Origin of the sequence: Parasphingorhabdus sp. JC815, from assembly GCF_040717415.1 — a bacterium.
Lineage (GTDB): Bacteria > Pseudomonadota > Alphaproteobacteria > Sphingomonadales > Sphingomonadaceae > Parasphingorhabdus.
In genome coordinates this window covers 34,075-53,014 of the sequence record NZ_JBFEFM010000002.1, presented here as the reverse complement: position 1 = coordinate 53,014, position 18,940 = coordinate 34,075, and the positions used below count along the sequence as shown (strand labels likewise).

Here is an 18,940-nt window from a genome sequence, read left to right as displayed (position 1 = left end):
TATTCCAATCCGGTAATTATACACCGGTGGAGCCAAAACCGCCAGAACCGCGTATTGTTTGGTCCAGGTCCATGACTTCTACCAGATTTCCGCGCTGCACTGGCGCCACGACAATCTGGGCAATCCTGTCGCCGCGGGCAACCTCGAAATCTTCATCACCGTGATTGGCAAGTATTACCTTTATCTCTCCGCGATAATCACTGTCGATAGTGCCAGGCGTGTTCAGCACGGACACCCCTTTTTTTAGCGCCAGTCCAGAGCGGGGCCGGACCTGAACCTCAAAACCTTCGGGGATGGCAAAAGCAAAGCCCGTGCCGACAAGAGCGCGTTTCCCCGGCGCGATTGTTGTTGCTTCGCACGCGCGTATATCCATGCCGGCAGAACCGCTGGTTTCATAGCCGGGCAAAGGCAGGTCGCCAGCAGTTTCCAGCCGTTTTACGGCTATTTCAATAGGTTCAAACATTTGCTTCTCAAATCTCTTCAATAATTTTTGCTACCAGCCGCCGGGCCACTTCCGGCTTGGGCAAGCGTTCCCAGATTTCGGTGCCATCAGTGGTGACGATATGAACAGTGTTTTCCGTGCCGCCCATCACATCGCCGGATACATCATTCGCAATGATCCAGTCGCAACCTTTTTTGGCCAATTTGGCACGGGCATGTTCTTCAATCTTCTGGGTCTCTGCCGCAAATCCGATTAGCAGACCGGGGCGCTGTTCATGTGACGCGAGGCCAGCCAAAATATCGGGGTTCTCGGTCAGGTTGAGCGGCGCGGGCACGCCATCATCCTGCTTTTTGATCTTTTGATCCGCGCGTGTGTCAGCGCGCCAGTCTGCAACTGCTGCAACCATGATCGCAGCGTCAGCGGGCAGGGCGTCATGCACGGCGGTCCCCATTTCCAGCGCCGTTTCGACATCAATACGCATCACTCCGGCGGGAGTTGGCAGACTAACCGGTCCCGCGACCAACGTGACTTTTGCGCCCGCTTCGGCCGCTGCTCCGGCAATGGCAAATCCCTGACGCCCCGATGAGCGATTGGCAATGTAACGCACCGGATCAATCGGTTCATGCGTTGGCCCGGCAGTGACCAATATATGTTTGCCATGCAATGGCCGATGTTGGTCCGGAGCAAAAGCGGGCTGGCCATCCAAAGGGCTTGTGCCTGGCTTGCTCATGCTGGCCGAAATGGGCTTTTTGGTGTTGGCACCATCAAGATGATTTCTGATTTCCTCTAAGATTTCCGGTGGTTCCGGTAACCGGCCCGGACCATATTCTCCACATGCCATATCACCTTGGTCCGGCGACATTACACTGACTCCATCGCGGCGGAGTTGGTCAATATTGCGGCGGGTCGCCGGATGATCCCACATGCGAACATTCATCGCAGGCGCTGCGAGCACCTGTGTATCTGTTGCCAATAATAATGTGGTCGCCAGATCATCAGCGATACCGGCCACCATTTTGGCGAGAAGATTGGCAGTCGCCGGACAGACCACCACCAAATCGGCTTCACGCGACAATTGGATATGCCCCATTTCGGTTTCGTCTTTCAGCGACCAAAGCGTGGTATGTACTTCATTTTCCGACAATGCCGCCAGTGTCATCGGTGTGACAAATTGCGCTCCTGATTCGGTCAGTACGCAGCGCACCGTCATACCCGCCTTTTTAATCAAGCGGATAAGCTCGGACGCTTTATATGCCGCAATACCGCCGCCGATGATTAGCAGGATATGTTTGGGTTTATTTTTATCAGCTGGGCTCATCTCGGTCTGGCTCATATCAGCTAACTACCATCCAAACCGCGCCTGCACCAGCCGCAGCCGCAAGGATCGCGGTTCCGGCATATCGCCAAAATCCACCGTCTTTGCCGGATTCTCGTCGGGACCACATAAGATTTATCTCGGCCACCGGAGGCGGGGGAGGGGCGCCGCCCTTGCGTGGTAATTGCTGGTCGAGCCGCCGGACAATGTCGGGCAACATCAACAATGTGTCGAGATCATCGTTAATCCGGTCAGCAATAGCCGCCTCTGGCCCCAGTTCACCGCGAATCCAGTTTTTTATGTAGGGACCGCTAGCGTCCCACATATTGATGTCGGGATTTAAGTCGGTGGCTATGCCCTCGACCATCACCATAGTTTTTTGCAACAACAAAAGATGCGGCTGGGTTTCCATGTCAAAATCGCGGGTAATGGCGAACAGGCCGTCCAACATGTCACCGACAGACAATTCGCTTACCGGCTTGCCGCGCATGGGTTCACCCACAGCGCGCAGAGCAGTTGCGAATTCTTCCATATTGTGATGGTCGGGCACATATTGCGCTTCAAAATGGATCTCAGCGACCCGGCGATAATTGCCCGTGGTCAGTCCATAAAGAATTTCGGCCAGCCAAAAGCGCGCTTTTTTGTTGATCCGGCCCATAATGCCGAAATCAATTGCGACGATGGTGCCGTCCGGCTTTACGAACAAATTGCCCTGATGCATGTCGGCGTGGAAATAGCCCGCTTCGATTGCCTGCTTCAGGAAAGTGTTCACCAATCGGTTGGCAATATCTTTCAGGTCGTGCCCGGCGGCGATAAGGTCTTCGCGGCGCGAAATCTTTATCCCGTCAACCCAGTCGAGCGTCAGCACCCGGCCCGATGTGCGGTCCCAGTCTATCGCAGGCACTTCAAATCGCTCAACACTGGTCATATGTTCAGCTAGTTCAGACGCCGAGGCAGCTTCGCGGCGCAGATCAAGCTCACGCATTGTCCAGCGGCGGAAATTGGCGATGACCAATTGGGGACGCAATCGCTTGGCCTCTCCGCCAATCGCTTCCAGATGGGCCGCCGCCCATTCATAAGTTTCTATATCGGCGGTAAATTTTTTAATGATCCCGGGTCGCAGGACTTTGACGGCGACATCCCGGCCTTCCATAGTTGTGGCGCGGTGGACCTGTGCGATCGACGCAGCGCCTACAGGAACAGGATCAATAAAACTGTAAAGTTCTTCAACCGTCTTGCCAAGACTTGCTTCAATCTCTTGCCTGATCCCGTCGAATGGAACCGGGGGCAAATTGTCCTGGAGATGTAATAGATCGCGGGCGGCTTCTTCACCGATCAGATCAGGCCGCGTCGCCAAAGTCTGACCAAGTTTAATGGCTGCCGGGCCAATATCCTGTAAAGCCGCAGAATAGTTGGGCTTTTTGGGTTGTATGGTGCCCAGCCGCGCAATCCGCAACAAGCGACGGACTTGCGGCGGTGTTGCCTTATGATTTTCTATGTCCCGTAATGCGCCATGTTTGGCGAGGGTGCGGCCCCATTTGAGCAGCCGAAAGATATGGGTTCTGGATGATGTCATGTCGAATAGTTGCTCAGGTTTTCCAGCCGCTATGAATAGCGACCAGTCCGCCCATCATCGGTTCGACCTTGGTCTGGGAAAAACCGGCATTTTCAATCATCGCGCGAAATGTTTCCATCGGCGGGAAACGATCAATCGATTCGGCAAGATAACGATAGCTGTCTTCATCTCCAGCAACGGTTTTACCGATTTTAGGTAATATGCGATGCGAGTAAAAATCATAAACTTTGTCAAATCCGGGCCACAGGGTCTTGGAAAACTCCATGCAGTAGAACCGTCCGCCATATCGTAATACGCGATAGGCTTCCGCCAATGCTTTTTCTATATGGGTGACATTGCGGATACCGAACACAATCGTATAGGCATCGAAATGGGCGTCGGGAAAGTTCAGCTTTTCGGCGTTTTGCTCGCTCCAGACCAGCCGCCCTTCGCCTCTCTTGATGGCGCGGTCCAACCCTTCGGACAGCATGTCGGGGTTGATATCGGCAACCGTGATATTAGCCCCGCTATCAACCATACGAAACGCAATGTCACCAGTACCGCCCGCCATGTCGAGAATCTCTTCGCCTTCTCGTGGCTTGACCCTACGGACAAAGCGATCCTTCCACAAACGGTGTGTGCCCGCGCTCATCGCATCGTTCATCACATCATATTTGCTGGCGACGCTTGAAAAAACCTGACCGACCCGGCCAATTTTTTCGTTTTCGTCTATCTCTTCATAGCCGAAGGATACTGTTTTACTGTCGATCATATTTTGCCGATCATATACTGCCAAATCATATTCTGGTGGCTTACGCCCAAGGAATTGCCCGCTCGTAATTTATAGTAAGCGGGTTTTCGAGGATAAGCATTAGACGACGCTTGGCAGCACTGCAATCACCCTGTAGCTGTTGCACTATATAAGATTTATCAGACGATCCTGCATTTTTTTGAGGGGCATCATGCCAGAACTACCGGAAGTTGAAACGACTGTAGCGGGTTTGCGTCCGGTGCTGGAAGGAAAAAAACTGACAGTAGTCGAGCCGCGTCGTCCTGATTTGCGCCGTCCGATACCGACAGATCTGCGCCAGCGGATGACTGGTGCTCGCGTTACGCAGTTGACGCGGCGCGCCAAATACGGACTGATCGAGACAGACCGCAATGATGTGATGATTTTTCATCTTGGCATGTCTGGACGCTGGCGGATTGATCCGTCGGAGCTGGAAAAACATGATCATCTGCTGCTTGAAACAGAAGATAACCGGCGTCTTGTGCTGAACGATCCGCGCCGGTTTGGTTCACTTGATCTGGTCCGGGTGCAGGATCTTGACGATTTTCCCGCCTTTGCAAAAATGGGGCCCGAGCCGCTAAGTGATGATTTTAATGGGACTTATCTTAAGGCGGTGACAAAGGACCGGAAGGCACCGATTAAACAGGTTTTGCTGGACCAGCGCACGGTAGCGGGACTCGGCAATATTTATGTTTGTGAAGCGCTTTTTTTGGCTGGAATTGATCCGGCTGGGATGAGCGGAGGAATATCAAAGCTGCGCTATGACAAGTTGGCCACGGCGATCAAACAGGTTCTACTATCAGCGATAGCAGCCGGTGGCTCTTCGTTGCGTGACTATGCAAGGCCGGATGGCGAACTGGGTTATTTCTCGAAGCAATGGCTTGTTTATGGCCGTGAGGGGGAGGAATGTGTGTGCGGGGCGCCCGTCATACGCAAAGTGGATAGCGGCCGATCAACCTTTTACTGCAAAAAATGCCAGAGCTGATGGGCGCATCAGGATAAAGCGCGTATAAGGTCCAAATCCGAGGTTGACGAGAATCGCCAACAAAGCTAAAGACCGCCGACTTAAGCCGGAGTTGCAATTGTGACGCATGGCTATTCAGCATTTCAGTTTTTGAGGAAATTTCATGGCTAATACGCCGCAAGCAAAGAAACGTATCCGTCGTAACGCGCACCGCACGGTCATTAACAAAAACCGCGTGAGCCAGATTCGCACAAAGATTAAGTCCGTTGAGGCGGCTTTGGAAGCGGGCGATAAAGCTGCTGCAACGACTGCTCTTGCTGCTGTTCAGCCAGAATTGGCGCGCGGTGTAGCACGCGGTGTATTCCACAAAAATACCGCTTCACGGAAATTCAGCCGTTTGACGAAACGAGTCGCTGCCCTCGCGTAAGCGGCTTTGGATTTATGTTCCGGAAGTATCCGGAACATAGAATTACCCCAAAAGTATCACCCGCCCGGTTTTCTGGCGGGTTTTCTTTTGCTCGAATCGCGTTTAAAATCTCAGATCATCTGATCAAGCGGTCAGAATCAGATTATCATCAGCCCGCTGCGACGGACCATCTCGAAATATCCGACCATCCCTGCGGTTGCCTCATCGCTGAGTTCGATAAATATGCGGCGACCATCCCGGTCATCGGCCTTGCGTAGAAAAATATTTTCCTCTGTCATGGTTTTAATCCAGCGTAATGCAGTTGTCGGCGGCACGTTGGCTGCGATGCAAAGGCTGGATACAGCGACCTGAATGCCCTCTAGCTGTGCGGCTAATAGATCAAGCAGCATATCCCATGCAGGATCAGCGAAAAGTTCGGCATCAAAATACTGATCCCGCAGTCGCCGGGCTTTAATAAGGCCACGCACTTCTTCAGCCGATATAGGGCGCGACGGACTCTCGTTCACCAGGGCGATTGACGCTGTATCATCATGGTTCTGAACGGATTTCTCTGCATGATTAGCGTCCGATGATGGCATCGTGATATAGTCGGCCGAAGGAGCGTGCACATGGGGACCCGAAGCAGGCTGGCCCATGGGTTCCTGAAACGGATTATCAATCAATGGTCTTTCACCTTGAGGGTGCTCCGCCCCGGATAATTTTACCAAAGCTCTGGCAATACGCTCTACATCAATTGATATTTTTTTTAGGTCTGACAGATCAATTTTATCGCGGTCCGTGAACAGGCTATTGCCCGACTGGCTGGTGCGATGTTCCAATGTGACAAAGAGTTCGGCTACATTATCGCTCAATAGATGTTCGACATGTGAATATTGTACCGAAGCCAAGATATTATCGAGCAGGTTCAGATTAGTGCGAATCAATAAAGGCAGGCTTAATGCTTCACAGAATCGCTCAGCTCTGCCCAGCGCTTCTTGCTGGTGGCTGTCCCAGCGTGTGACCTGAATGATGACGGCAGCGATATTCATTCGCTGGTTGAGGTCACGATCCGTGCAATCCAAGGACAAAGCCGTCCATCGCCCGCCGACCAGCTCAATAGCGTGGGTAAAAAGAGCGCGAAGTTGCTGGTCATCACAGATTAATAATATCTGCCCGCCCCACATGTTGTCCTCGACCGGCCCATCTCTATTGGTCTGGCCCATATTCGTCTCGTTCATGTTGGTAAAATCCATGTCGGTGACATTCTCTTCCATATAATTTGACGATATTGTCTCGCACATTTCACCTAACATCATGACTGTCCTTTTATCAAATAATATCAACTACTTCCTGTCTAGCAATCAGGCAGGGATATGTCCGGCTAGTGGGGAAAGTAGAGGAAAGTCGAACCGATCCTGATCCTTTTCGGAGGCAATTTATCTGTGGTTAAGAGGCGTAATGAATAGCCTGGGTCGATAAGGCTTTGTTATTAGGGGAGTTACAGTTTAGTTTTGATCACAGACCGGACATGGTGACTGTCAAAAATTCAATATCCAGATTGGATGTATTGCCGACGAGCTGCCCTTAATTGTCGTTCAATGGTGGTTCAGTATGAATATATTACTATATCGCCAATATATAGGCCAAGCATACCGGATTACGCCCGGAAATAGTAAAGGCCGGAAGTTAGTAAAGGAATAAAGATGACATTGTCCCCGCTCAAAGGTCAAAAAAGCCTTAAATTGACGATTCTAGCACCGCTTGCTTTTCTGGCGCTTGGCGCATGTGCTTCGCCTTTCCGCGCGGATGTACAGCGTTTTGAAGCCCTGCCAGTGCCGCAGGGGCAAAGCTTTGTCGTGGTTGCTTCCGATCCGGAACTATCCGGCGGTCTGGAGTTTTCCCAATATGCGGCGCTCGTAGAACAGCGGTTGGCCGATTTAGGATATACGCGCAGCGATAACCCCGATACGGCGCAATTGATTGTCAGCATGGATTACGGAATTGATCAGGGCCATGAAAAAGTCGTGACAGACTATGATCCCTTTTATGCAAGAAGCTTCTACGGGCCTCGTGGCTTTTATGGTCGCCATCGTTATCGTTATGGTTTCCATGATCCGTTCCTGTTCGGAGGCTATGGGTTCTCCGGCTATGGTAATGTACGCAGCTTTACTGTGTTCACTACAGCCCTGGATTTGAAAATTGACCGGAAGGTCGATGGCGAACGTCTGTTCGAAGGCACGGCAGAAGCCAAGTCTCGGTCAAAAAATCTGACCTATCTGGTGCCCAATCTTGTCGAAGCAATGTTTACCAACTTCCCGGGAAACAGCGGCGAGCGGGTTCGTATTTCTGTTGCTCCTGAAAAGAAATAAAGGGCCGCTACAGGCCACAAATTTCGCTAGCTACAAATGTTAAACACACCAGCATCTTTGCATATGCGCTAATGATGCTTGTGGCAGGGTGCTTTTATTATATCCGCAGACCCAGTGGGCAGCCGGGATAGCACTCTGTTGCTTTAGCTTTCAAGCTGGCGCAGCAGCATCCGGACGTCGTTATCCATTTCCGTATCTTCGCCGCGTAATTGTTCGACGAGTTTGACGGCGTGGATAACCGTGCTGTGATCCCGGCCACCAAATTTCCGGCCAATTTCCGGATAGCTGCGCGGGGTCATGACTTTGGCGAGATACATCGCAACCTGACGTGGGCGGGCGACGGCGCGGGCACGGCGTTTTGACGACATCTCATTGCGGTCAAGCCGATAATATTCACACACCGTGCGCTGAATCTCGTCAATCGTAATCCGGCGGCGACATGCGCTTAATATATCGGACAGTTGTTCTTCGGCCAGTTCTTTCGTGATCGGGCGTCCGGTTAGCTGTGAATAGGCGAGCAGCTTGTTGAGGCCGCCTTCCAGCTCACGCAGGTTGCGACTGATCGTGCGGGCCAGAAACTCGACGACATCTGCCGGAACGTCCTGATGCGGCAGGCTGGCAATGCGGTGCTGTAGAATGTCGCGGCGCAGTTCAAGGCCGGCCGATTGTATATCCGCAACCAGTCCCATGGACAGCCGTGACAACAATCGCTGATCTACGCCGTCTAATGCTTGTGGCGGGCGATCTGCGGCTACGACGACACGTTTGCCGCGGCTGATGAGTGAATCGACGGTGTGAAGAAATTCTTCCTGAGTGGAATTTTTGCCAACGATGAATTGAATATCGTCAATCATCAAAAGATCCGCTTCACGCAGAGCCGCTTTGAACTCCATCGCCTCGTTACGTCGCATGGCGGAGACAAATTCTATCATGAACCGTTCGGCAGACATATAGATGATTTTTGCATCCGGAAACTCGGCGCGATAGGCATGGCCAATCGCATGCATCAAATGGGTCTTGCCCTGACCAGTAGAGGATTGGAGATATAGCGGACTGAACAACGGTTTTTCCGCAGAGGCCATGCGTTGTGACGCATTAAGCGCCAAAACATTGCTATGCCCGGCAATAAATTCGTCAAAAGTCATACGCGGATCAAGCTCTAGACGGAAACTCCCGGATGAACCTGGCAGACTTTTCGGCGCCATATTATCCTGAATCGCGGCGGCGTTGCTTTTTTTAACCTCTGCGATTCGGGCACTGCCTGCTTTGGCAGAAAAAATAATGGTTTTTACATCGCCTGAGTGGCTCTTCCAGGCCAGCGTCAGACGCTCTGAATAGCGTTCGCGCACCCAATTAGCGGCAAATTCCGACGGCAGTATGACCTGTAACTCACCGGTGGCCGAATCGAATCGGGATAGTTTGATCGGCTTGATCCACTGACCGAAGATCTGTGCGCCAAGGTCGCGGCGAAGTCCGGCACAGATGGTGCGCCACGTATCCGTCAGTTGCGGATCGAGATCATCTCCCGATTTCCGAACATCACCGTTCGTCGCTGCCCTTATAGTTGGACTGACGCCTATATTTTTCGATTCTTGAACCACAAACATCCCCCGAATATTTCAACCCATCAGATACTACGTCACCGCATATCATTCAGGAACTTTACAGCATTTTCCACTGAACCCCCCAGCCAGGGGAATCACAGGGCACAGAAATTCATGTTGAAATCACGACCCCAACGATGTCATTTTCAATGCAACATAGGCTCGAACATTTGCACTCACAGCCATCAATTGTTGCCACATTGATAGTCGCGCCTCAGTGAGTTGGGCAAGCCTGTCAGTGTAAAAAAAATGAAATAATTAGATTGACAGCAGCAACTCACGAGAAACCCGTTGAAACCAATTAACCTACTGTAATTTAATAATAATTATCTGTGGATAGTCCGGCACAAGCTGCGAATCGCGGAGGTTCCGTGGATTTTCAAAAAGCGGATAAAATTTGCTTATGGAGACACCCCGAAACGGGCTTGATTAGTAAAATATGCAAAAGCTTGTGGAAAGATGCTTGCCAAACCCTCTATGATTTGGCAATGGCCCCGAACGCTTCAGGGGATAGACCCCCGGGAAGGGCGATTAGCTCAGTTGGTAGAGCGCTTCGTTTACACCGAAGATGTCGGCAGTTCGAGCCTGTCATCGCCCACCATTTTTCAAGAATATATCTGCATCACGCGTAATAGCGGATATGCCTTCCGGTCAGACATTATTCGCCCTTGGGATATACCACTTTGTTCTGTGCCGTTTTTTGCGCGCCAGGTGTTGGCTTGGCAGCATCAGTACGGCCTGGCGCCATCAGATGGTCAACCGGATAGTCGTTCAATAACAGATAGTCGGTAATGATACGGCGATGACAGCGCCACCAGACCGCTTCGGCACACATGATCGCCAGACGTCGTTCTTTGCCCAGTTGAACCAGTGCATCAAATGCCGCGCCGAATTTTCCGCCGAGCGCATAATCGGCATAATTATGGAAGCTTTGTACCCGCCACATGGCGTTAACCTCGCTCTCCACGTCCGGTTGTTTGGGCCGTCGCCCACCCAGGGCCGGACAATGGTGATAGGCTATTTGTATAGGCTTAAGATCGTCGGGCAAACTGTCGGTATTAAATTGCGGATTGGTGCGTGATTTGGGAAACGAGCGGACATCGACAAGCATTCCCACGCGTGCCGAACGCAGCATTTCCAGAAATTCGTCAAGTGGACGGTTTGAATGACCGATAGTTGTAAATTGTGCAGTCATTAAAAAAACTATCAATCAATTTTGGTCAGCGCATCTTCTTTGTGAGCGGCGATGTGATCGGTCTTGTCGCTCTCTATCTCATATTGCGGTTCGTCTTTGGATGCGCGCCGCTGGTGCCCTTTATATTTGAAATCGCTTTCGTGTATTTTCGTGATAGTGCCACTGACCCTACCAGCTTCCGAGTTCCAGCTGACATGATCACCTTTCGAAAATTTTGCCATGGTAGCTCCTTGTCCGTGCAATTTCGCGATGACCTTAAAAAGTGCGTTAGGGAAGAGTTCTCGAGCTTCGAGTAGCCGAAGACTCGCCCGGTTAGTGCACCTTTTTTTTCCAACATCCTTTCCTCGCTTGAGGGCATTGATGATGGCGTGTTTCTATTAAACACCTGATCGGCAATTTCGTTCCCGCGCAACAATGCACGCCCGAGAGAGCTATGGAGTTGCTAGATATTCAGCCACAGGCCCAGTGGATAATCAAACCTCTTGGAGCATAGCCCGATTTAGCCAATCACCGGTCACTTTCCCAAGCGGGTTGTTCGATGGTGATAAAGTCGCGGATTTCGTTTGATTGTGGACCAAGGGTAAGCGGGTTTTTGACACCGGGCATAACGCATACATCGAATAATTCCGTGATTGCGCCATCCAGACGTAGCCATTGCACAACATCGCCGGTAGCCAGTGAGATCACTTGAACGCCGCACCATGCGTCGGCATCTTTGGTTTTTAGGGCCTCGTCGAGCGCGAGCCCTTCAAACCGGCCATGGCGCGGTTTCGACAAAGCAACAATTGCGTAACCGTTATGGAAAGCAAGCCCGCGCAGAAAGCCGGGGCAAAACGTGAAAGGCACGAATTTGCGTTTCTTTTGATCAATCCAGCCGAGTTCACCGGAGCCCGAATTAAGCACCCACAGTTTGCCATCATGCCAGCGCGGAGAATGCGGCATGGATAAACCTTCTGCGACAATTTCGTCATTTTCAATATCAATAATCAGGCCGCCATCATGCCTGCGATCGCGCCAGCCATCAACTACGTCGGATTTGCATACCGCAGTGACATAACGGGGCTCTCCATCCACCATCGCCAGACCATTTAGATGGCAACGATCTTCGGGCGCGAGTTTTGAAATGAATGGAGGTTTCCAGATCGGTTTAAAACTATGTGTCAGGCTGGGTTCGCACAAACAGGAATAACGTGTGTTAATAAATACTATTTTGCCGTTTTTACGTACGCCGACTTCGTGAAAGTCAATATTGCCAAGCGTTTGGAAATTGCGCGGAACATAAACCTTGTCATGCACCTCGTTAGCGATCTGCCCGGGAGCAAGCACATTTTCCAACCGGACCAACTGGGTGAGAGTGCCGAGATAAATCCGGTTCGCGTCAGCCGTGATACCCATTGCCTGGGGGTAAGCGGCTTCGTGCAGAGCAAGTTTATTATCAGACCCATGCCCGATCAAATATAAATAGCCTGATTGATAGGACGTCAGCGCGAGAGAAATATTCTGTGATTTCAGAAATCCCGCTAGACCGGCAGAGAAAGTAAGGTCGTTACGCGGAGTCTGGACTGGCGGCGCAGTATTTTGTTGCTTAGCGGTTTCTGTAGTGGATTGCTTGGCGGAGCCCTTCTGGTTGGGCGCCTTTGTCTTACTTTTTGTGATGTCAGTCATCGGGCTGGGTTAACTCCGTTCTAATAAGTCCGCAAGCCCTCTTCAGGGTTATTCGTAGATCGTTCGTGCAACTATTAAACTATATTCATTCAATAGCTTGCGCCTTTGGGCTAAGCAACGCGTGAATTATATAGAGTAAGAATATGAGAACACCTACAATATATTTATATTGGATGGTTTATCACTTGAATTTGGTTTGCCACTAATGCTTACATGGAAAGGTAAAGCGATCTGTGATAATTATCACACTGGCTGCTTGTGGTAATTATCACTATTTTTCAATACCCTTGAGATGGCTTGACATGTGTGTGGCGGCTATGTCACAGGTTACTCTATTCTTAAGCCATAACTATCCTCTGGAGAGTATATAGTGATTAAACTTTTTCAAAATTCCGATTTGTATGACAGTGTAAAAGACGTGCTTTCGGCCCGCCACAATTCTCGCGGCGGTCTTTCTCGTCAAAATCGAAATTTGCTGATCGCTGCGTCCGCAGGTGCAATGGCCTTGGTGATCCCTGGTGTCGCTCAGGCGCAGGCTCTGCCGGCGGGATGTTTCCCGGGCACGGCTACCGCAGGTGCAACGGTTACCTGTATCGGAACGCCTCCGGTAGATATGGCTCCAATCCAGACCAATGTGGATGATTTAACCATTACTGTCGGGGATGCTGCTACGGCTACGACTGTCCGTAACAATGCTGGTGATGCAATTAGTATGACCGGCGCTAATGGTCCGCTTTCGCTGAATATCGTGAATCCGAATTCACAGGCTATTGGTTCCGGCAATGGTGTGTACTTAGTCGTAAATGGCGGTACTGGAGATATTACGATAAGTTCTGAAGGCAATATTGTCGGTGGCGATAACGGTATTACTGCCGCTAATTATGGTGCAGGGCAAATTTCGGTGGTCAGCGCGGACGTTAGTGCAGTGGGATATGCTGGAATCAGCGCGCTGTCCAGTGGTGGCGGCATCAGTATCGACAGTAGCGCTGGCACGGTAGCGGGCGGCGATTACGGCATAATTGCAGAAGACGCTGGCGCGGGTACGGTTTCCATTACAAGTGCTGGTGTTTCAGGTACTGATATCGGAATCAAGGCTACATCAGACGGTGATGTGATTGTTGACAGCAGTGCCGGCGCGGTAACGGGTAATGACTTTGGTATTCAGGTCAGATCCAATGGCAATGGCAATGTTTCGGTTGTTAGTGCCAATGTTACAGGGGTCAGTGGGGATGGTATTTCTGCTATTTCTACGGGTGGCAATGTCAGTATTAATAGCACGGCAGGTACAGTAACGGGTAGAGATCTGGGTATATATGCTGTGGCCAATGGTCCCGGCGGCCTTTCGATTACCAGTGCAGATGTACAGGGTCTTGGCACTGGCGGTATTATTGCTATTTCTACAGCTGGTGGCCTCGATATAGATAGCAGTGCTGGTTCGGTGTCGGGTGGCAATGTAGGGGTTTATGCCAGAGGCGTAGGTGCGGGATCACCAATCTCGATTACTACAGCAGATGTAACGGGCACAAGTTCTGATGGCATTGTTGCAATATCCGGCGGAGGCGGTCTAACCATTGATAGTAGCGCCGGCGATGTGTCGGGTGGTAATGTCGGTATCTATGCCGGTGATTACGGTAATGGTGTAATTTCAGTTACTAGTGCTAATGTATCGGGTGGTGATGTTGGTATTCGCGCTTCCTCTGGTGGCGGCGATATAAACATTGATAGCAGTGCTGGTACCGTAGCGGGCGGTGATGTCGGGGTTGTTGCTTATGCTGCGGGTGCTGGAGCAATCTCGGTCACTAGCGCTGATGTTACAGGTGTGAACAATGCTGGGATTATTGCGGTTACGCAAGATGGCACGGCAACGATTGCGCTGGAACCGGGAGCTACAGTCTCTGGTGGGGGGACTTCTGCCGGCATTGAAGTGTCATCAACCGGGGCAGCAGCCGATCTGACTGTAGCGGGCGATGGTACGGCTACAGTAACGGGCGGCGGCGATGGGATAGTGCTAAGCACCAACGGCGCAGATATTAATGTTGGTCCATTGGGCAGTGTCACGGGCAATGCCGGTGATGGCATCAATGCAGATTCCGATGGCGGCGCGATTTCTATCACTGGCGTTGGCGCAGCGACAGGAACCGGCGGTACAGGTATCAAGGCGATTAGCACCGGAACCGGTGTTAGCGGCGATATTTCTATTCAGGGCAGCGGCCTTTCCGGTGGCATTTCCGGTACAGGAACTCCCGGCATCACGCCTGGAACCTTTGGTGATGGTAGCGGGATTTACGCGAGCGCCGAAGGCGGCACCGGCCAGATCAATATTGGCGGAACGAGTGCAATCGGTGATGTCAGCAGCACGAATAATTCTGGTATATTTGCCCGTACAGCAGGTGGTGGTATCACCATTGACAGCAGTGGCGGAACGACCTCTGGCTATACTTCCGGCATTGACGCTGAAGATACCGGCGCAGGTTCCATATCGGTCACAACTGCGGACGTTTCGGGTGTGGATGTTGGTATAGTTGCCCGTACAGCAGGTGGTGATATCACCATTGACAGCAGTGCAGGTGCAGTCAGTGGTTACTATTATGGTATTGTTGCTTCTACCCCTGGTGCTGGCGCGATTTCGGTTACCAGCGGTGATGTTTCGGGCGATTATTATGCTGGTATCGCCGCGTTCTCATCCGGCGGCGGTGTAAGTGTTGACAGCAGCGCCGGCTCTGTTTCGAGTATCTATGGTGATGGTATTTATGCCTCTGATTTCGCTGGTGGTGCGATTTCGGTTACCAGCGCAGATGTCTCTGGTGATCGCCATGGAATTTACACCTATTCTAACGGCGGCGGTATAAGTATTGACAGTAGTGCAGGCACGGTATCGGGCGCATCTCAAGATGGTATTTCTGCAGTTGATTTCGGCGGCGGTGCAATCTCTGTCACAAGCGCAGATGTATCCGGTGATGACGCAGGTATTTATACATATGCCAATGGTGGCGACGTGTCTGTCGACAGTAGTGCGGGCGCGGTGAGTGGCACCGATCATGGCATTTACGCGAAGACTTCGGGTACCGGAGTAATTTCCGTCACCAGCGCTGATGTTTCGTCTGCTAGCGGGCCGGGAGTGTTCACCCGTACGGCTGACGGCACGACCACAATTGCTCTGGAACCGGGGGCTACAGTCTCGGGCGGAGGTGCCTCTGCCGGAATTGATGCGTCATCAACCGGAGCAGCAGCCGATCTGACTGTAGCGGGCGATGGTACGGCTAGTGTAACGGGCGGCGGCGATGGGATAGTGCTAAGCACCAACGGCGCAGATATTAATGTTGGTCCATTGGGCAGTGTCACGGGCAATGCCGGTGACGGCATCAATGCAGATTCTGATGGCGGCGCGATTTCTATCACTGGCGTTGGCGCAGCGACAGGAACCGGCGGTACAGGTATCAAGGCGATTAGCACCGGAACCGGTGTTAGCGGCGATATTTCTATTCAGGGCAGCGGCCTTGCCGGTGGCATTTCCGGTACAGGAACACCCGGCATCACGCCTGGAACCTTTGGTGATGGTAGCGGGATTTACGCGAGCGCCGAAGGCGGCACCGGCCAGATCAATATTGGCGGAACGAGTGCAATGGGTGATGTCAGCAGCACGAATAATTCTGGTATATTTGCCCGTACAGCAGGTGGTGGTATCACCATTGACAGCAGTGGCGGAACGACCTCTGGCTATACTTCCGGCATTGACGCTGTGGATTCTGGCGTAGGTGCTGTCTCGGTCACAACTGCAGATGTTTCGGCAAATGATACTGGCATTTTAGCACGCAGTTCAGGCGGCGATGTCAGCGTTGACAGTAGCGCAGGCACAGTCAATGGCGGCGATATAGGTATCGTTGCCAGGACCACTGGCACTGGTGCGGTTTCGGTCATCAGCGGCGATGTTTCAGGTAATAGTTATGCTGGCATCGGGGCTACCGCAGCTGGCGGCGGCGTGAGTGTCGACAGCAGCGGAGGAAGTGTTACTTCAAATGGTGGTGTCGGTATTTTTGTACTGGATACCGGCGGTGGTGCAGTTTCCATAACAAGTGCAGATGTGTCCGGCGATGACTTTGGTATTTATGCCGGAGCCAACGGCGGCGGCGTAAGTATTGATAGCAGTGCAGGTTCTGTATCAAGTGCCACAAGCGATGGCATTGTTGCTGTGGACAATGGCACCGGTGCGATTTCTATCATTAGCGCAGATGTGTCCGCTGACGACTATGGTATTTATGCCTATGCCAATGGCGGCGGGGTGAGTGTTGATAGCAGTGCAGGCTCTGTATCAAGTGCCACAAGCGACGGCATTTTTGCATCGGATACCGGCGGCGGCGCAGTTTCCGTCACAAGTGCAGATGTGTCCGCTAACGACTATGGTATTTATGCTTATGCCAATGGCGGCGGCGTGAGTGTTGATAGCAGTGCAGGCTCTGTATCAAGTGCCACAAGCGACGGTATTGTTGCATTGGATATCAACGGCGGTGCAGTTTCCGTTGCAAGTGCAGATGTGTCTGGTGATAACTATGGTATATATGCCTATGCCAATGGTGGCGGTATTAGTATCGATAGTAGCGCCGGTTCTGTTTCGGGTGCTTCTCGCGAAGGTATCTTTGCCAGAGATAACGGCGGGGGTGCAGTTTCCGTCACAAGTGGTAATGTTACAAGTGTAGTGCCTGCCATTTCAGTGACGACCACGGGCGCCGGTCAAATTAATATCGATACCCTTGGTGATGTTACTTCAACCGGAGACGCTGCCATTTTTGCCCTCGCGGATAGCGGTGATACATTTATCACCACCGCGCAAGGCACGACGATTAACGGTGCTACCGATGGTATCGCGGTTCGAAATAACGGAGCGGCGACGATTGACAATGGCGGCACAATTCTCGCCGGTAACTTTGCAGTTCGTGCGCAAAATGCTGCCACGGGGCCCATTACCCTCAACAATAGCGGCGTTATCAATGGCCGTGTCTCGCTCAGCAGTATGGACGATACGTTCAACAATAGCGGTATCTTCAATGCTGTAGGCAATAGTGACTTTGGCACGGGCGCGGATATGTTCTCCAACAGCGGGCAGGTAATTGTCTCTGGCCAGGTAACGCTTGCCGGGCTGGAACAGTTCGACAATAACGGCCTTGTCACGATGACTGACGGCGTGGCTACTGGCGCACTGATATTGCCGGGAGATTATTCCGGTAACGGGCAACTGGGAGTCGATGTCAATTTTGACGGCCTTGGTTCAAGTGACCAGTTAATTGTTGGTGGCGCCGTATCCGGTAACACATCCATCATCGTGAACGACAGCAGCACGACATTGGCCCTTGGGCAAGAAGTGGTGATCGTTGATGCTGGCACTGGATCGGTATCAAATGCCTTTACGCTGGGCGATGTCCAGCCTATGCCATCCTTCTTTACATATGGCCTGGCCTATGACGGAGTGAATGAGAACTTCGTGCTTAGAAGAGATGTCGGTGCAGCTGTATTCCAGACGGGCAAATTTGTCGAAGGCGCACAGTCGTTATGGTATCGCTCAGCTGATGCCTGGGCAGCGCATCTAACAGAGCGTCGGGACAATAAGGGCATGGAGACAGGTCGTTTCTGGATGCAGCTTATTGGCGGTAAAGCCCAGCGTGATGAACTCTATAATTATACGGCAGGAAGCTATTCCCAGAATGTTGGCCTGGATTACCAGCAAGACTATTTCGGGATGCAGATTGGCTATGATTTTGGAAACGGAGTTCACGGTGATGGTATGACCTTCGGTTTGACCGCAGGTTACATCAACTCGAATCTTGGCTTTGACGGAACATCAGATGGCGCAAATTACGATGTATTCAACATCGGTGCCTCGGCTGGTTGGGAGTCGGGTGGAGCCTTCATCAATGCTCTAGCCAAAGTTGACTTTGTGGATGCCAAGCTGAAAGGGCGCACCGCTGGCTATAGTGAGTCAGTCAATGGAACGACTTTCGGTGTTCGCGGTGAGGCTGGATATAAAGCGAACCTTGGTTCGTTCTTTATCGAGCCTTCGGTGAGCCTCGAGTATCAACAGGCAGATCTGGATGATTTCACGACTGCAACCGCGCAGATCGACTATGATAAATTCGATGGTCTTCGCGGTATTGGAGGCGTTCGTCTGGGCGGAGCCAGTGACCTGTCAAAAGGTAGCCGTATCACATATTATGTCGGTGGCTATGCAGTGCATGACTTCATTGATGCTGATAATAATACCAACTTCACATATGGCGGGTCTACGATCACCTTCGGTAATAAGCGCATGAAGACTTATGGCCGCCTGAAAGCCGGTATTGATATTGCTACGGTTAGCGGAGTGTCAGGCTTCATCGAAGGCAATGCCGATATAAGTGATGAATATGACAGCTATGGTGGCCGTGTCGGTCTGAAGTTCGGCTTCTAAAACAACTATGAAGGACGGGGGTGTTCAGCGCCATTGGCGCGGAGCACTCCCGCCCCGTCTTTCTGTATCGAATCCCTATTTCCGGATAAGCCATTTTCTCCGGCTAAAATGCTTGTCCTTTGATAAACCTAGGACTGTTTCTGACGTTCAAAGAGGATCGCTTCGGTAATCCATGGTTACTCATGTCGCCAAAGAT

The 18,940-nt window shown here is 51.7% G+C and carries 13 protein-coding genes and 1 tRNA gene; 5 read left to right on the top strand and 9 right to left on the bottom strand.

Features of this window, described 5'->3' with window-relative positions; translation table 11 throughout:
* Positions 1-16 precede the first annotated feature (16 nt).
* The 4 genes from dut to AB1K62_RS06030 are packed head-to-tail and all read right to left on the bottom strand — an operon-like array spanning position 17 to position 4,084.
* Positions 17-463 (bottom strand): dUTP diphosphatase, encoded by a 447-nt coding sequence (gene dut / locus AB1K62_RS06045; protein ID WP_367002149.1) that lies wholly within the window; start codon positions 461-463, stop codon positions 17-19.
* 7 nt (positions 464-470) lie between these two features.
* Positions 471-1,760: a bifunctional phosphopantothenoylcysteine decarboxylase/phosphopantothenate synthase gene (locus AB1K62_RS06040; protein ID WP_367002148.1), complete on the bottom strand. Its 1,290-nt coding sequence runs from the start codon at positions 1,758-1,760 to the stop codon at positions 471-473.
* A gap of 16 nt (positions 1,761-1,776) precedes the next feature.
* Positions 1,777-3,333: a 2-polyprenylphenol 6-hydroxylase gene (ubiB, locus tag AB1K62_RS06035; protein ID WP_367002146.1), complete on the bottom strand. Its 1,557-nt coding sequence runs from the start codon at positions 3,331-3,333 to the stop codon at positions 1,777-1,779.
* 13 nt (positions 3,334-3,346) lie between these two features.
* Positions 3,347-4,084 (bottom strand): class I SAM-dependent methyltransferase, encoded by a 738-nt coding sequence (locus AB1K62_RS06030; RefSeq protein ID WP_367002145.1) that lies wholly within the window; start codon positions 4,082-4,084, stop codon positions 3,347-3,349.
* Between the two features lie 190 nt (positions 4,085-4,274).
* Here AB1K62_RS06030 and mutM point away from each other — a divergent pair, with 190 nt between their 5' ends.
* Both mutM and rpsT read left to right on the top strand, forming a co-directional pair.
* Positions 4,275-5,087: a bifunctional DNA-formamidopyrimidine glycosylase/DNA-(apurinic or apyrimidinic site) lyase gene (mutM, locus tag AB1K62_RS06025; protein WP_367002144.1), complete on the top strand. Its 813-nt coding sequence runs from the start codon at positions 4,275-4,277 to the stop codon at positions 5,085-5,087.
* A gap of 142 nt (positions 5,088-5,229) precedes the next feature.
* A complete protein-coding gene (rpsT, locus tag AB1K62_RS06020) occupies positions 5,230-5,493 on the top strand; it encodes a 30S ribosomal protein S20 (RefSeq protein WP_367002143.1) in 264 nt (87 codons plus the stop codon).
* Between the two features lie 137 nt (positions 5,494-5,630).
* Here rpsT and AB1K62_RS06015 read toward each other — a convergent pair whose 3' ends face one another.
* Positions 5,631-6,788 carry a hypothetical protein gene (locus AB1K62_RS06015; protein WP_367002142.1) on the bottom strand — a complete coding sequence of 386 codons (1,158 nt, stop codon included), beginning with the start codon at positions 6,786-6,788 and terminating at the stop codon, positions 5,631-5,633.
* A gap of 387 nt (positions 6,789-7,175) precedes the next feature.
* Here AB1K62_RS06015 and AB1K62_RS06010 point away from each other — a divergent pair, with 387 nt between their 5' ends.
* On the top strand, positions 7,176-7,841 hold the full coding sequence (locus AB1K62_RS06010) for a DUF4136 domain-containing protein (RefSeq protein ID WP_367002141.1): 666 nt from the start codon (positions 7,176-7,178) through the stop codon (positions 7,839-7,841).
* A gap of 143 nt (positions 7,842-7,984) precedes the next feature.
* Here AB1K62_RS06010 and dnaA read toward each other — a convergent pair whose 3' ends face one another.
* Positions 7,985-9,442 (bottom strand): chromosomal replication initiator protein DnaA, encoded by a 1,458-nt coding sequence (dnaA, locus tag AB1K62_RS06005; RefSeq protein ID WP_367002140.1) that lies wholly within the window; start codon positions 9,440-9,442, stop codon positions 7,985-7,987.
* Between the two features lie 528 nt (positions 9,443-9,970).
* Between dnaA and AB1K62_RS06000 the strand changes: the two genes are divergently transcribed.
* Positions 9,971-10,046 (top strand) — tRNA-Val (locus AB1K62_RS06000).
* A gap of 57 nt (positions 10,047-10,103) precedes the next feature.
* On the opposite strand, the gene AB1K62_RS05995 is transcribed toward AB1K62_RS06000, so the two are convergent.
* The 3 genes from AB1K62_RS05995 to AB1K62_RS05985 form a co-directional block, all read right to left on the bottom strand.
* Positions 10,104-10,640, bottom strand: coding sequence for a DUF488 domain-containing protein (locus AB1K62_RS05995; protein ID WP_367002139.1), 537 nt, complete (start codon positions 10,638-10,640; stop codon positions 10,104-10,106).
* 11 nt (positions 10,641-10,651) lie between these two features.
* Positions 10,652-10,861, bottom strand: coding sequence for a DUF2945 domain-containing protein (locus AB1K62_RS05990; RefSeq protein WP_367002137.1), 210 nt, complete (start codon positions 10,859-10,861; stop codon positions 10,652-10,654).
* Positions 10,862-11,147: 286 nt separating this feature from the next.
* Positions 11,148-12,305, bottom strand: a complete 1,158-nt coding sequence (locus AB1K62_RS05985; RefSeq protein ID WP_367002136.1) for a TIGR03032 family protein — start codon at positions 12,303-12,305, stop codon at positions 11,148-11,150.
* Between the two features lie 370 nt (positions 12,306-12,675).
* On the opposite strand from AB1K62_RS05985, the gene AB1K62_RS05980 reads away from it, so the two are divergent.
* Complete coding sequence (locus tag AB1K62_RS05980; protein ID WP_367002134.1) at positions 12,676-18,744, top strand: hypothetical protein; 6,069 nt, start codon at positions 12,676-12,678, stop codon at positions 18,742-18,744.
* Positions 18,745-18,940: the final 196 nt, after the last annotated feature.